Here is a 15,949-nt window from a genome sequence, read left to right as displayed (position 1 = left end):
TGATCATTTTGGTCCAAGTAAATACATTTCCGGCGTTGTCATTGATGAGGAGATTTCTTTGTACTCAGTGCCTATTGTACCTGCAGATTTGTTCTCAGTTTAAGAGTGTTGGCACTAAATCAGAATACGGGGTACAATTTAATCCATTTGCCAACCTTTGACTCTCTAATCAATGAAAAATAATACTCCAGTTAAAACCAGCCTTTTATACAAGCGTCTGTTATCTTACGTTAAACCATTTTGGCCGGTACTGCTTCTGGGGATTTTTGCCAATATCCTTTATTCAGGTATAGATGCCACCTTTACCTACATGACCAAACCTTTTCTGGATAAAGGATTTATCAGTATTGACATGACTTTTGTCAAAAAGATCCCGCTTATTGTTTTAATTGGTATTACTTTGAGGGGTATAGTCAGCTCACTGGGCAGTTATTGTATGACCTGGGTTGCCCGATCTGTCGTTAAGGTATTGAGACAAAGAGTATTTTCTCATATTTTACATCTTCCTGCTGATTTTTATGATGAAGCTACTTCGGGGCAAATGCTTTCCAAAATTCTTTATGATGTAGAGCAGGTCGCTCAAGTCAGCGCAGATGCTTTAACTGATTTTGTTCAAAACACCTGTTTGGTTATAGGACTACTTACGGTCATGATGGTTATTTGCTGGCAACTTTCATTGATGTTTTTATTAACCATTCCTTTTGTCGGATTAATTGTAAATTACACCAATAAACGGGTTAGACGGATCAGCCATCGAGTTCAAAAAACCATGGGAGAAGTCACTGAAATTGCAAGTGAGGCTATTGAGGGATATCGAGTCGTCCGTATTTTCGGGGGTGAAGGGTACGAAGCAGGAAAATTTAATGACGCGACGGAACATTCGCGTTTAAATGATATGAAGGTTGCTGTAAGCAAGGCTGTTAACGTCTCTGGAGTACAATTTGTTATTGCTGTGGGGATAGCCATGATCATCATGGCTGCCATTCAATTATCAACGGTGATTACCGTCAGCGCAGGTTCCTTTTTAGCAATTATTGCTGCTATGTTGCAATTGATTAAACCAATGAAAACCTTAACCACTCTGAATGCTACCATTCAAAGAGGATTGGCTGGGGCGGAAAGTGTATTTAACCTGCTTGATTTGCCTGTCGAGTCAACTCAGGGTATTGAACTGGCTCATAAAGCATATGGAGAAATTCAGTTTAAACAGGTTTCTTATGCCTATAGGGATGGACAAAGAGTATTGCATGATGTGAGTTTTACCGTTGAGGCAGGAAATTGCGTCGCACTTGTTGGTCATTCAGGTAGTGGTAAAACCACGATCGCCAGTTTGTTACCACGATTTTATGAAGTATCCGAAGGCGTCATTACACTTGATGGCATCCCAATTAATCAGCTTAGTTTAAAAAGTCTGAGAGAACAGATGGCTTTAGTAAGCCAACATGTCACCCTGTTTAACGATAGTTTAGCGAATAACATAGCGTACGGTCGCAGTGATGTAAGTCGCCAACAAATTATCAACGCTGCAAAATTAGCCTATGCCGACGAATTTATTTCAAAATTACCTCATGGTTATGATACTCGCGTTGGTGAAAATGGAGTTTTATTGTCTGGCGGCCAACGGCAAAGAATAGCGATAGCCCGAGCCATTTTAAAAGATGCGCCAATTTTGATTCTTGATGAGGCCACTTCAGCTTTGGATAGCGAATCAGAACATTACATACAGGCAGCATTGGAACAGGTCATGCAAAATCGAACAACGCTGGTTATTGCGCATCGATTATCGACCATTAAACATGCTAACAAGATTATTGTTATGCAGCATGGGCACCTGGTAGAACAAGGCTCTCATCATGAGTTACTTCATTTGAATGGCCATTATGCCCAACTGTATAAAGTGCAACAATTAGGGATGGTTCAAGAGGAAGCGCTTAGTTGATGACTTTTTTTATCGAAAAGCTGTGGTATGGGAATCATCCCCTAAGATGGCCTTTACTCCCTTTATCCTGGTGTTACCGTCTTATTACGATGATCAGACGCAAGTATCTTGAATCCTTTTGTCAAATAAAACCTTCAGTTCCAATAATTGTAGTGGGTAATCTGTCGGTAGGTGGAGTAGGAAAAACTCCACTGGTTATTGCCCTGGCTAGAAGAATGCGTCAAAAGGGAATCAACGTTGGAATAGTCAGTCGTGGGTATGGCTCGAAAATCAAACATGTACCTTATGAAGTACAGTTGGACGATTCTGCAGAGCAGGTCGGTGATGAACCATTAATGATTGCACACAAGACAAATTGTCCTGTTGTTATAGCGCCTAATCGGATGGATGCTGTTCAATATCTTTTGGATAAATGTAAGGTGCAATTGATTATCAGCGATGATGGTTTACAACATTATCGGATGGGGCGAGCCATAGAGATTGCGGTAATTGATGGAGTTCGTGGCTTGGGAAATGGATTATTGTTGCCAGCAGGTCCTTTACGGGAATCTGCGGCTCGATTAAGCGAAGTGGATTTTATTATTGTAAATGACGGTATTTGGGACAATGCCTACACAATGCAGTTAACCCCTGGAAAAATAATAAAGTTGGCTACAGGGGAGGAAATTGATTATGAAGTTTTTAAAAAGAGGGATGTAGCTGCGGTTGCTGCGATTGGAAATCCACAACGTTTTTATTCCACTTTAACTCATTTAGGGATAGAATTTAAAACTTATTCTTATCCTGATCATTATCGATTTGAGTCCCATGATTTTAATCATCCAGAATCTCTTATTATTATGACGGAAAAGGATGCCGTGAAATGTCGTTTCTTTATTTCTGACAAGATGTACTATTTACCAGTTGAAGCAACATTGAATGAGGCCTTTTGGGACGCATTATGGACGCACAAACTATTAAAAGGTTATTGTTAATATGATACCAGTACGAATTTGGATTGTTTTATTTTCCTTTATTATGTTGATCAGCAATACAGTGATTGCCGCTGATACTGAAGCAGAAGACGTAAGTGAAATTCTGCAACCAGTAGAACCTCTGGTAGGCAGTTGGACTTTTTCAGGTATGGTGACCAATGAAAGCGGCGATCGCTATGGTTATTTTTTTCAGATTCAAAGACAAGGTACTGATTTTCATACAAAAACAGCATTAATTGACGGCCAGACAAATAAATTAGTACTTTTTTATGAAGGCAATGAGAAAATTGAAAATTCAACCCAATTGAACTGGCAGGTCGGACGTTCCTTTATTCGCTATAATCCAATTAATGACAGTTGGATATTTGGCGTGAAGGCTGAAGAAGATAAAGGGTTTAATTTTAAAGTAGATATGTTAAAACAGGCTAATGAAGCCAAAGAAACATTAATTTTACGCCCTGGTGTCGAGTTACAGGCATTACAAACCAGTCGATTAAACGGGCATATACAAACCGGAACTGAAACTAAAGAGCAGTTTGTTACGGGTAATAATGCCTGGTTTGGCAAGGTATGGTTTAGTAAGGATCAAACTTCTTCTCATGACATCAGCACTACCTTTTGTAGATTGAGTGATGATAATGGATTTTATTCAGCCAATCTCAAGGAAGCGGATGCTACCGGTGCTGCAGTTGCTGGATGGCGTGACCCAGCAGGTAATAAGGTTAAAATGTCACAATTTATTTCCATTAAATCAATCGATCCGAATCAATGTTTGCTGAGTTTAGGGTTTCCTAAAATCAGTTTAAGAGTATTAAATACATTAAATACTGAAGAAAATACTGTATTGAAGCCCTCTTTATCGGTAGCTGGTTTTTCTAAAGATAATCCTAAAGGATTTTGTTTTATTAATGAACAATCTTTTACTCAGGTTAAGGAAGCAGCAGTTACTGCAGTATCATCTACGGCATAGGTTTTTCTGGCAGATACTGGGCCAGTACGCTTGCCAGGATTAATGCAGCAGGAATGATCAACAAGGCCTGTTGGTAGTCGCCGAGAGTATAGATACCTGGCTTGTTGCTGAACGCGTCCATTAAATACCCTATAAGTGGTTGTAACAGTGGGGCGGAGAGCATGGCCAGAGTATTCGTAAATCCAGTACAGGTTGACAGCGATTCTGCTGGTGCTAACTCATTTGCAATCGAATAGGCAAGCATGTACGCTCCACAACAGAGACCTATAGTAAACAGCAGGACTCCTATTAATGCGATGTTGTGAGTTGGCAGGAACAGCGTCAGGAGAAGCAACGTTGCTGTGGATAAACAAGACGCATGGATGAGTGGCTTGCGTTTAACAAAATATACGGATAGCTGACCAAAAACAGGGCAACTTAAGCCCGCTCCTAAAAGTATCATCGATGTGAGTATGCTGGCGGTCTTGATGCTGCAATCCAGTTTTAATTGTAAGAAGGGTACTGCCCATAATGCCCCAAACACAGTGATTACAGAAAATTCAAGGCATACGAAAATACCGTTAATCCAGGCCAATTTATTCTTTAAAATAAGAAAAAACTGTTTTTGATAATGATGATTTATCTGCGCTCCAGGTTTATGGCTGGGAATGAATTTGTAACATAACCCGGTAATTAGAAGACCTAAAATACCAGCCCCGGTGATAAAGTATCTCCAGCCAAAACTGCTTATAAAAGCCCCCATTCCTATCATTCCAAAGACCGTTACAGTAAAGCCCAGGGTTTCAGATAGACCGATCATGAAAGCATACTGCCTTAGGGGATAGTGTTGACGTAATAAATGTGAGAGACCAACGAAGGCAAAGGAAGAACCAGCTCCAATAATCAAACGTCCTAAAAATAAATAGGGAAGTGTGTGTCCTGCTGCAAAAATAAAACATCCTAGAGCGCATAATGCTGCATTTAAGGTTAACAACGTTCTGGTGTTATAGCGGTCAAACAGTAATCCAACCGGGATCTGAAAAGTGGTATAAACATAATAAAACGCACTACTCAATAAACCTGCTGTAAGTGCGGAAAGATTTTGTTCATGCATAATCGCACCTACAATTATTCCAGAGGATAATTGCAGAAAGAATTGAAACAGTAAAAAAAATACTCCTACTAACCAAATGATGGTTCTAGGAGCTTGATGTTGAGTCGAAATAGTCAAAAGTAACCAGTTGTATTGATAAAAAAAGCGAATATATAGGATAAGCTGGATACTGTAAATTTTTTTTAAACTTTGTCCAGATTAGCTCTGTATTTTTATAAAAATCAAGATAACAAGTGATCAATTAATGATTTCATTGGGGAGTAAACGTCGCACTATAATTATTTGAATTGGTAGTCATTAAACGTAGCCTGTATTAGACGAAGTCGTAATACAGGGTGGTTTCTGTACCAATATCAGAGCAGGAAATTGTTGAAGGTGTTGATCTTGTATTACGACTTCGTCTAATACAGGCTACGGCGCTACGGCTCTGTTATCAATAGATAATAACCAGCCATTTGTACTATAATAATAGATATTATTTATCAATTCGGTGCTCTATGAATTTAAGAGATTTGCATTATTTTGTTGTTTTAGCAGAAGTGAAGCATTTTGGTGATGCAGCAAAAAAGTGCTTCGTCAGTCAACCTACTTTAAGTATGCAAATTAAAAAATTGGAGGAAACTCTTGGTGTAACATTGTTTGAGCGCACCAATAAGCAGGTGTTGTTAACGGATCAGGGCGATGTATTGTTGTCCAGGGTAAAAAAGATACTTATGTTGATTGATGAGATGAAAGATGTCGCTCGCCATTCGCATGATCCCTTTGCCGGTAATTTACGCCTGGGGGTGATACCTACAGTCGCACCTTATCTTTTACCTCTGGTTATGCCGGCTATCAAAGTTCATTTTCCTGATTTAAAAGTCTGGTTGATAGAAGATCAGACACGGCGTTTAATTGATAAATTAGAGCATGGTGAAATCGATGTTGCACTAATGGCGCAACCAATTGTCGGGAATTTTACCAGTTACACTTTATTTGAAGAAGCGTTTTATTTCGTCTGTGATGAGTCTAATGTATTGGCTCAGTCCAGTTCACTATCAGTTGATCAATTAGTCAATCAACCCATTATGTTACTTGAAGAAGGCCATTGTCTGCGTGATCAGGCTATGGCAGTTTGCCAAATGGCCAAGACTCATGAAGTAGCAGATTTTACGGCTACAAGTCTTGAGACCCTTCGATTAATGGTGCAGTCAGGAATTGGCGTGACTTTGTTACCAGCACTGGCTGTAACTGTAGATCCTTCACGGCGATTGAAGTACATTCCTTTTGAATCACCAGCACCATCTCGAACATTGGCTTTATTTTGGAGGAACGGAACTCCAAAAATCAAATGCCTTCAGGCAATTGGAGAACAGATTTCTCACCTGATCAGATCACATTTAACTTAGCTTAAGTTAATTTATGAATTTTGATCAGCATTCCAACCTGAGGATGATCCAGATAATAAACTTCACTTCCTTTTAATCGTTGTTTTTGAGCAATGGTAAAGGACGATTGGGGATTATTGGACGGCGCTAGATGTAAATCAGTATCTAATAAATAATAATTGCTTTGTCTTACCCTTAACGTTCCCTGTACTATCCAGCCGTTATGATTTAACTCGGGCAATGCAACAGTGCTTTGATTATTTGCCGGTTGTCTCCATGAGTAGTGACCTAATACCTGATATCTGGACTTATGGCTGAGCAAATAATATTCATTCTTTAATCCGGATTGAGAGGGTGGCAATAAACTGTATGAGTTAATGGTTTTACCCGTACTTCTTTTTAGGGTGATTGCTTTTTGATTCACTGGTATTAAAGGTGAGTTTAAATCAAGCTCGTTATTTTTGGATGCATTTTGTGGATGAGTAAACAGGATGAGATCGATCTGATAACTTGATTGAGCTAAAGTGAAACCGGAATATAAGATATTGATTGTTATTATTAAAAATCTGAGCATGGCTGTGTCACTTGATGTTTTTGAGTATTATACCTATCTAAAGAGAATAATACATCGTTGCAGCAGGAGTATTCATTAATTTTCCCTAACTCAATGAAATACTCCTTAACAACTACTATTCAACAACAATATTTGGAAATTTGTCCGCATAATTTATTGGTTTTTTAGACAGTTCAATGGCGCTGATTAAAGCAGTTTTTATAAAGGCATCTGTTAATTCACTTCGTGGTTGAGTAGCAGTTGGTACTCCTTCATCGCATTGCTTTCGGATGTGACTGTCCAGAGGAAGTTGACCCAAAAACATGCTGTGGTTGGCTTCACATATGTTTTTTGCTCCTCCCTCACCAAATATTGCTTCCTGATGACCACACTGGCTGCACATGTGGGTTGCCATATTTTCAATAACACCCAACACGTCAATCCCTGTTTTAGCAAACATAGTTAGTGCTTTTTGTGCGTCCAGGGTCGCTACATTTTGCGGTGTTGTTACTACTATAGCCGCAGTTAAAGGGATTTTTTGCACCAAAGTTAATTGAATGTCGCCAGTTCCCGGCGGTAAATCAATAAATAAATAATCCAATTCATCCCAAAGAGTGATATCTAACATCTGGATCAACGATTTGGCAAGCATGGGGCCTCGCCAAATCAGTGTCTGATCCATATCCGTGATATAACCAATGGACATCGCTTGTACTCCATGTGCCTGAATGGGTAGATAACGTTCCCCACTGATTTGAACTGGCTTGGTCGGCCCCAGCATCAGTGGCATGCTTGGTCCATATATATCAGCATCCAAAATACCCACTCTGGCACCTGAGCGAGCAAGGGCGGTGGCAAGATTCACCGTAACGGTTGATTTGCCTACGCCACCTTTACCTGAAGCTATGGCAATAGTATTCTTTACTCCGCGTAAGCCTTTTCCGGGCATCTGTGTTTTATGAGCTCGGATGAACTGAGTTATTTGTAATGTTATTTGGTGATGAGGAAATTGAGTATTCAGAGCTGACAAAGCGAGATCTTTAAATGTATCTTCCAGAAGTTTACAGGGAAAACCTGTTTTGACAGTGATCATGATTGAATCTGAAGTAGTCTCCAGGTTGTACTGTAAATTCATTTCTTTGCCATTAAGACCGAGTAACGGGTCTTTTAGATTATCCAGCAGGTTTATTACCGTATTTTCAACTGTCATATGATTAACCCTGTTTAATTCAAAAACAGGATGATAACGCAGGAGCTACTGAATCACTAGTGTTGCTGCCAAATCAAGGAATGATCAACTCCAGTTTTAACAGGTCAGTAAATCAGGGAATTTTGTCATTCAGAATGTAATGCTGGTTGGAGGCATTTTATTCGGAATGACATATATCGGGGTATTATTGAGAAATTTCCTCGACTTCATATTGCCAATGGATCCAATGATTATTGGATAGATAATAAAGTCCGCAATGGATAGGAAGAGAGTATTGGCTTGATAAATAATAACCATATTCATTGAGCTGCTTTTGATGTTGAGTCAATGTAGACTCTTCCTCTTTACCGGTTTTGAAGTCAATAATCCACAGCTTGGATTGATCAATAAATATTCGGTCTATAATTCGAGTCACCAGACGGTTTTGATCTTCTACTATTAATTCATATTCATTCTGTTCGTTTTCATGTTTTGCGATGATCCACAAACCAGTTTTATCCTGAAACAATTGAGTAATCTGGGTTCTAATTATTGATAATGCTGATAACTGCGCCTCTTCATCAAATCCCAATTTTTTTAATTCAAGCTGTGCCAGATTCCAGGGGACCTGATCTGCGTTTTGAGGGTGATGGTCACAAATCCATTGCAATAATTGGTGAGCCGTGATTCCTATCAGTCTGGGTATACCCGTTACTAATTCATTAGGTGGCGGATTCATTGGATTACTGAATACAGGATTGGATCCCTGATAACAGTTTAAAGAAAGCTTGCTTAATTCCGGTACAGGATATTCGGATTGTTCGGTGCGCTCTTCTTCCTGACATAGATTAAACTCCTGATTTTTAAGCAGACCACGAAATGAAGATTTTGATACTCTTGATGAGCTATCGAATAAATACAATCTGGATTTTGCTCGGGTCACCGCAACGTAAAGTACTCTTTGTGCCTCATAATGATTCTTTTCTTCATCCAGCTGGTTTAAATAGTCGTATAAGGGGCATTGTTCCTGATGAGCCGCCTTGATGGGCGAGACCAGTAAGAGATCATTCTTATTTTGGGTTGGCAGTTTAAGCCATCGCAACATGGGTTGATCTGCTCGTTTAAGTTGGGTACCCAAGCCCGGTAAAATAACAGTATCAAATTCCAACCCTTTGGATTTATGGATGGTCATTATCTGTAATCGTGAGGGTGTGGTTTGCTGCGAATAGAGTTTATTGAACTCCAAAAAAAACTCATTCATATCAGGTAACCGGCCTTTTTGTTCATACCGATCTATTAAAATCCAGAATTGTTCCAGGTCATTTAATTGATTTTGATTCAGAATTTTATCAACAAAAAGTTGGGTTAATGTTTTTGCCACCCATTCCGAAAGTTTGTACTGATATCGTTGAGCGAGTGATTGGTGCATAACCTGAGCAAAATATTGAGCGCGAGTTGTACCTTCTTCACTTAAACCATGTATTTTATCTAATTGTAATAATGCGCTATAGATTGATTTCTTAGTATTAAATTGCGCGATTAAATGAAGATCATTCAGAGATAAACCACAATAGGGGCTGTGAAGCATTGACAGCCATGCCAGTCTATCTCCTGGATTTAATAAGGATTGAGTTAAAGACCAAACGTCACGTAAATGAACCAGTTTGGCTAACAAATCTATATCTGTTCCCTGATAGGGTATTCTGTGGTGACGAAGCAGATTCATAATATCAGTTAATTGCGATCGTGAACGTACTAAAATGGCGACACTCTGATCCGGATGTGCTTTTAATTCATCTTGAATTACCTGAATCAGCAGGGTAGCTTCGTGTCCTCGATTGTTGCATTGCATGGCATGAATTGCACTTGGTACCTCATTTTCTATGACATGTACTGAAGGATGAAAGGAAACCGCTCCGGATTCGATATCAATGTGCTGAGGAAAAATTTTGGAAAAATGAACATTAACCCAGTTGACTATAGGCGCGCTGGAGCGGAAATTACAGCTTAGTTCCAAAGGCTCTAGTGGTACAGATCCAATGCCTTGTTCTTTTGCACGGAAAAATAATCCGACCTCAGCCTGACGAAACCGATAAATGGATTGCATGGGATCACCTACTAGAAACAAGGTTTTGCCATCATCCGGCAACCAGCCCTGGACTAATCTGGTAATCAGCTCAAATTGTGATATGGAGGTATCCTGGAACTCGTCAATCAGTAAATGATGAATTGCATTATCCAGATATAAAGCCAAATCTGTTGGATTATCAAGTTCGCCTAAGGCAACTAACGCTTGATGTGAAATGGTTGTAAAATCCACTTCATTTTGTTCACTAAACATAACCTGTAGATAACTGGCCAGCAAAGGTAACAAGACAAACAAAGCCTGAAGAACCTCCCACTGTTCTGGGTCATACTCTGGTTTTGGTAACGTACTGACTTGTAACAGCGCATCCAGGAAATCCGGGTACTCTTTTAACTCAGCAAGCAGCTCAACGCTTTCTGCTTTTAGTCTCTTGTATTCCTCGGCACTATAATGGGGCTTCAAAAAACCAACATTATGATCAAAGCTGTTGCGAATCGAAAGGGTGCTATCAAGTATCAGTTTACATAAAGCAGCGCAAGTATCCTGATTGGATTGTGTGAAATCATACCAGTCTCTTAGAATATAACGCGGTGAATCAGGATTATTTTCAGTAGCAGCCACTGTGCGTGCAAGGAGAGTTAACTTGTCTGCCAGGATGAATGGCAGACTTTCTCTAAAGCGAGATAATTCATGTTGTTCAATGAATCGTAAAGCATCTTCAAAAGTGGCTTTATCTTGAGCCCGGGCTTGGAACAATGGGGTAAGCCATTGGTCTCTTTGTCCTAATAGTGATTTAAATAAATCAATCAGTCGCTCTTGCCTGTTATCTACATGAATAAGTAAGGTTTTGATCGCATGCTGATATTCAGGAGTTTCTATGGCAAATTGTATGCAGTTACGCGCAGCTTTAAGATAATAGCGTTCCGGAGTATCTGTTATCTGAGCGTAAGCAATTTGTTGTTCCAATAGAGGGATGGCTTGGTTAATACTTTGGCACAAAGAGTCTATGGTAATAATTTTTAAGCGATTGGGTTGTTCCAATAACTCCCAATTAAACTGGACGCTACGACTTAGAGCTTCCTGTGCGTAACTTAAAGTGAGCTGTTGGTGTGGACTTGTAGCCTTTTTGTTTAATGCCGCTTGCTGCAGCGCCAGGATTATTCGTTCACGCATTTCAGTAGCTGCTTTACGGGTAAATGTTAACGCAACAATTTGTTCTGGTGAACTGACAGTGCTTAATAATCTCAGATAGCGCTGGGTCAGTATTTCTGTTTTACCAGACCCAGCAGGAGCCTGTACTATAAAAGAGGAGCGAGGATCCGTGGCCCTGCTCCTTTGGTCGCTATCAATAAGCGTCATGCTTCTATTCCAATACAATTTCCTGAGCAGGTGGCCTTAAATTATAATGAGAACTCATACAGTGACCGTATGCACCAGTATTGGCAATCAATAACACATCACCTTCTTTGGTAACTGGTAATAGACGGTCATAACCCAGAGTATCACCAGATTCGCAAATGGGGCCTACGATATGTGAAAAACCGGCTTTTTCTTCATAGAGACGGGTTAAATTAACGATTTCATGATAGGCGCCATACAAAGAAGGTCTTATCAATGAGTTCATACCTGTTTCTATGCCAATAAATTTAACTTTTCCTTTTTCTTTGCATTGGGTTACTTTTGCAAGAATGACACCGCTTTCTGCGACAAAGAAACGTCCTGGCTCTAACCAGATTTGTAGCTGGGGATAGCGCGATTTAACAGCAAGTAAAGAGGCATCAAGTGACGCAAAATCAATGGGATGTTGTCCCGGTTTTTCAACAATACCCAAACCACCACCTAAATTGATGGATCGAACCTGAGGAAATTGATCGGCCAGTGATGCCAGCATCAAAGCGGTTTGTTGCCACAAATCAGGAGTGAGAATTCCACTTCCGGAATGGGCGTGAAGGCCTATGACTTTTATATTATGTTTTTTAGTCAAGGAAATGATTTGTCCCACATCATTTTGGGTTATACCAAATTTTGATTCATTGCCTCCAGTTGAGACATGTTTGTGGTGACCTGCTCCAGTACCTGGATCGATTCGAACGATTACTTCCCGATTTTTAAATAACTCGGGCCAATTTTCCAAAGGATATAAACTGTCAATAGTGACATAGCAACCAACTGAAAGAGCAAACTCATATTCAACCTTGGGAGCAAAATTGGGTGTAAATAATATTCTCTCTTTGTTTATATCGGGAAATAAATTAAGTACTAATTCAAGCTCTTGAATGGAAACACATTCAAAACCGATCCCTTCTTGTTCAAGCGTTCTCAATATAGAGGGGTAGGGATTCGCTTTAATGGCATAAAATAATTTATCGATTGACTGCAACTCCAGTAACAGTTTCGCACGATTAGCTTGGGTAGGGCTATGATAAACGTAGCATGGGGAATAGAGCGAACTTGCTGATAACAACCGGTCGCGCTCCGATTCCCACCATGGAGTAGGTCGTACATTGGGTTTGCCAAATTCCTCATGCCAGCTTTTGGAGTAATAGAATATCTGTGGATTGCTTTCGATCAATAAATGATGCAATTTTTGGCAGAGTTTATCTGCTTGCGATTCATCTACCACAAAAGTCAGGTTTAAATCATTCGAAGCCAATGACATTAAATAGACTTGTTTTGCGTCGAACACTTCCAGCGCTGGGCCCAGATGAGGTAACACAGTTCGTATATGATGACCTACAAGACTTACTGCACTGCAGGGTTCAATCAATTTAGCTCGGCCAAACTCATTTAAATCAGACAGTAGGGCATTAATAGCAGGCCTATCATACAATTTAGCATTGGTATCAAGAGATAAAGTGACGTTAAATTCCGAAGAAGACAATAAATCAACTGAAAAACCATGATTTTTAAAGGTTGCAAAGACGTCCGCCAAGAATCCTACCTGTTGCCACATGTTAAGTGTATCAATAGAAATTAACAGAATACTGTGTTTAACCTGAATCGATTTTATTAACGGAGCTGATTCATCAATATCTTTTGTTATTAAAGTACCAGAATGTTCTGGTAGTTGAGTGAATTTAACAACCATGGGTATATTGGCTCGTCGCACTGGGGGTATGCAATTGGGATGAAGTACCTTTGCTCCCATAGAGGCAATTTCCTGAGCCTCGTCATAATTCAACTGTTTCAGCAATCGGGCATGGGGTAATTGATGGGGATTAGCTGTATAGATACCAGGAACATCTGTCCATATTTCGCAGGATGAAGCATGCAATTTTCCAGCAAGAAGTGCTGCAGACGTATCCGATCCCCCTCGACCTAATAACACTGTTTCACCTTGAGAATTGGAAGCAAAAAAACCTTGGGTAATTATTGCCTCGGCTCCACTACTCAGGAATTTTTCTATCAAATCAGGGTCGTATTCACTGTCGCAGCGAGCGGACAGATAATTTACGGATTCGCCACCATGAACCGGGGTGCTGATCAGAAGTTCCCTTGCATCGTACCATTTGTTATTAATTCCCTGATTTTGCAAAAAGACATGTCCGAGACGCGTCATCATCAGTTCGCCAAGACTTAAAATCTGAGCATGCGTTTTGGCAGGAACCTGTTTGAGTAAAGCAATTCCGGTTAACCATTGTTCTAATTGATGTAATTCATCGGCAATCAGATCAGGACTCACTTCCAACTCTTCGGCAAGTTTAAAGTGACTGTTCTGAATATCGATAAGTAGGCTGTGATGTCCGTCCAGTAAAGCGGCTTCAATTGCTTTTTCCAGTTTGTTTGATATCTGGGTGAGTGCGGAACAGACAATAACCGGTTGTACACCAGTCTTTAAGTGTTTTTTGGTAATTGCTGCAATATTATTCCAAGTGGTTCGTGATGAAACACTTGTTCCACCAAATTTAGTGACGATGTGTTGCATGATTGTATTCCGCACAAAAATAAAACACATTAGCATGGAGTAAAGGAGTTACACAAGTATTTATATAAATTTGCCTGATACTTGATTGGAAGTAATTGATCATCATGAGTATATTGCGCTCACTGTGGGTTTATTTTTATTACTTATTGAATTTAAAGATAAAAATTTTAACTGAAACGTTTGAATTATGAGTAAATTCCTTTATTATCGAATTTGATTTAAATTTTGGAAGCATTTCAAATTAACGAGTGTGGAGTGAAAAACATGCACAAACCCCTAAGAACGCTAGTAAGTGCTTCAATACTTGGAGTTCTGGCGACAAGCACCGTCCATGCCGGTGGATTTTCTCTGTATACTGAAAGCAGCGCAGCTGCGATAGGTAACTATGGTGCCGGTATTGCTGCCGAAGCCGCAGACGCATCTATTGGATGGTATAACCCTGCTGGTTTAGTATTAATTCGTAATCAACAAGCAGTATTTGGTGGGGTTGGAGTCTTTCCAATCGCAAAATTGAATGGTACTTCAACATTCCATACAAATGGATTGGATGATTACGTTCAAACATTTAATAATTTAAACGGTGCAGAGAACGGCTTTGTTCCTTCTTTCCATTACGCTCGTCCTTTGGGCGATAATGCAACGTTTGGTTTAAGTCTTGTGTCTCCTTTTGGCTTAGCTACCAGTTGGGATCCTTTATCCCCAGTTCGTTATGAAGCAACTTTTACAGAATTGATTACTACCAATATTTCACCTGAAATTGGTGGCCGATTGACAGAGAATTTCTCAATAGGTGGTGGTATTGATTTGCAATACGCACGAGTTAAATTTAATCGCATGCTTGGTACACCTACAGCATATCAAAATTTACCTGTCCCAGGACTTACACCATATATACTTGACTCTCAAAGTTATAACAAAGGTCAATCATTTGGTGTTGGATTCCATGCGGGTGTGATGGCAATGTTTAATGACAACCATACACGTCTTGGTTTGAACTATCAGTCCAAAATAAGACATCATTTCCATGGTTTCAGTATCCTTGGTGGAAAACTTGCTGATCCTAGATTGACACTTGCCAATCCTTTTGCGGCAAATGTTAACTCCATGTTCAGATCGAATGACTTGAACAGTAACATCATCGATTTACCTGATATTGTTACTATAAGTGGTTACCAGGATGTTAATGAAACGATTGCATTATTGGCTTCTGTTGTATATACCAACTGGAGTACTCTTCGTACAATCGAACTAAATAATGTTGCTGTTCCAAATACTGCTGTTAATCCTGTTAGACAAACAAAATTGAACAGTATTTCAGCACAAAATTATTCAGATACCTGGCGTGCAACAGTAGGTGCGAATTACCATGTTAATCCAAATTTAATGTTGCGTGTTGGTGGTGGATATGATGCGACGCCTACTAACGATGTTGATAGAGACATACGTTTACCAGATACTGATCGTTGGGCTCTTTCTGTTGGTGCTCATTATCAAGCACGTCCAACTATTGGGGTAGACATAGGTTATACTCATTTATTTACTGGTAGTGATCCAAAAATTAATCGTACAGATTTTATCGGCACAACATCTTACTATAATGTTAATGCTGGTGGAAAAGCTGGTGCGAATCTTGTTGGCGCGCAATTGGTATGGACAATTGATCCAGCAATTCCAGTTCCAACAAAATAACATGTATTCATGTTTAGAAAAGCCATGCTTTGCATGGCTTTTTTTTTCTTTAAATAAATCCAATGGCTTCGACAAGCCTGCATGACTGGGAGTTCCGTCAAGTACAGAAACGTGAAGGATCTCCAAATGCAGGCACAGTGCCTCAATCAGGAGATCCCTCATTG

10 protein-coding genes are annotated in these 15,949 nt (G+C 39.7%); 5 read left to right on the top strand and 5 right to left on the bottom strand.

Annotation, left to right across the window (positions count from 1 at the left end; genetic code table 11):
* The first annotated feature begins 172 nt into the window (after positions 1-172).
* Genes msbA through Lqua_RS07300 form a run of 3 tightly spaced genes read left to right on the top strand, consistent with a single transcriptional unit; the run spans position 173 to position 3,883 of the window.
* Positions 173-1,939: a lipid A export permease/ATP-binding protein MsbA gene (gene msbA / locus Lqua_RS07310; RefSeq protein WP_058473611.1), complete on the top strand. Its 1,767-nt coding sequence runs from the start codon at positions 173-175 to the stop codon at positions 1,937-1,939.
* Positions 1,939-2,913 (top strand): tetraacyldisaccharide 4'-kinase, encoded by a 975-nt coding sequence (gene lpxK, locus Lqua_RS07305; RefSeq protein WP_058473610.1) that lies wholly within the window; start codon positions 1,939-1,941, stop codon positions 2,911-2,913. Before msbA ends, lpxK begins: the two co-directional genes overlap by 1 nt.
* 1 nt (position 2,914) lies before the next feature.
* A complete protein-coding gene (locus Lqua_RS07300) occupies positions 2,915-3,883 on the top strand; it encodes a hypothetical protein (protein WP_058473609.1) in 969 nt (322 codons plus the stop codon).
* Here the strand turns inward: Lqua_RS07300 and Lqua_RS07295 are convergent.
* A complete protein-coding gene (locus Lqua_RS07295; RefSeq protein ID WP_083501280.1) occupies positions 3,873-5,093 on the bottom strand; it encodes an MFS transporter in 1,221 nt (406 codons plus the stop codon). The genes Lqua_RS07300 and Lqua_RS07295 overlap by 11 nt on opposite strands.
* Before the next feature lie 380 nt (positions 5,094-5,473).
* Here Lqua_RS07295 and Lqua_RS07290 point away from each other — a divergent pair, with 380 nt between their 5' ends.
* Complete coding sequence (locus tag Lqua_RS07290) at positions 5,474-6,364, top strand: LysR substrate-binding domain-containing protein (RefSeq protein WP_058473608.1); 891 nt, start codon at positions 5,474-5,476, stop codon at positions 6,362-6,364.
* A 1-nt stretch (position 6,365) separates the two neighbouring features.
* Here the strand turns inward: Lqua_RS07290 and Lqua_RS07285 are convergent, their stop codons facing one another.
* The 4 genes from Lqua_RS07285 to Lqua_RS07270 all read right to left on the bottom strand — a co-directional run bounded on the left by Lqua_RS07285 (position 6,366) and on the right by Lqua_RS07270 (position 14,096).
* Positions 6,366-6,917, bottom strand: a complete 552-nt coding sequence (locus tag Lqua_RS07285) for a CsiV family protein (RefSeq protein ID WP_058473607.1) — start codon at positions 6,915-6,917, stop codon at positions 6,366-6,368.
* Positions 6,918-7,032: 115 nt separating this feature from the next.
* Positions 7,033-8,106 (bottom strand): iron-sulfur cluster carrier protein ApbC, encoded by a 1,074-nt coding sequence (gene apbC, locus Lqua_RS07280; protein ID WP_058473606.1) that lies wholly within the window; start codon positions 8,104-8,106, stop codon positions 7,033-7,035.
* A gap of 184 nt (positions 8,107-8,290) precedes the next feature.
* Positions 8,291-11,530 carry a UvrD-helicase domain-containing protein gene (locus Lqua_RS07275; RefSeq protein ID WP_058473605.1) on the bottom strand — a complete coding sequence of 1,080 codons (3,240 nt, stop codon included), beginning with the start codon at positions 11,528-11,530 and terminating at the stop codon, positions 8,291-8,293.
* 4 nt (positions 11,531-11,534) lie between these two features.
* The gene (locus Lqua_RS07270; protein WP_058473604.1) at positions 11,535-14,096 is read right to left on the bottom strand and encodes a bifunctional aspartate kinase/diaminopimelate decarboxylase; all 2,562 of its coding nucleotides are present in this window, start codon (positions 14,094-14,096) and stop codon (positions 11,535-11,537) included.
* Between the two features lie 255 nt (positions 14,097-14,351).
* On the opposite strand from Lqua_RS07270, the gene Lqua_RS07265 reads away from it, so the two are divergent.
* Positions 14,352-15,785 (top strand): OmpP1/FadL family transporter, encoded by a 1,434-nt coding sequence (locus tag Lqua_RS07265; RefSeq protein ID WP_058473603.1) that lies wholly within the window; start codon positions 14,352-14,354, stop codon positions 15,783-15,785.
* The last annotated feature ends 164 nt before the right edge of the window (positions 15,786-15,949 follow it).

The sequence above is a fragment of the Legionella quateirensis genome, assembly GCF_001467955.1.
GTDB lineage: Bacteria > Pseudomonadota > Gammaproteobacteria > Legionellales > Legionellaceae > Legionella > Legionella quateirensis.
Note: the sequence above shows the minus strand (reverse complement) of the source record. Positions and strands in the feature narration are given on the sequence as shown.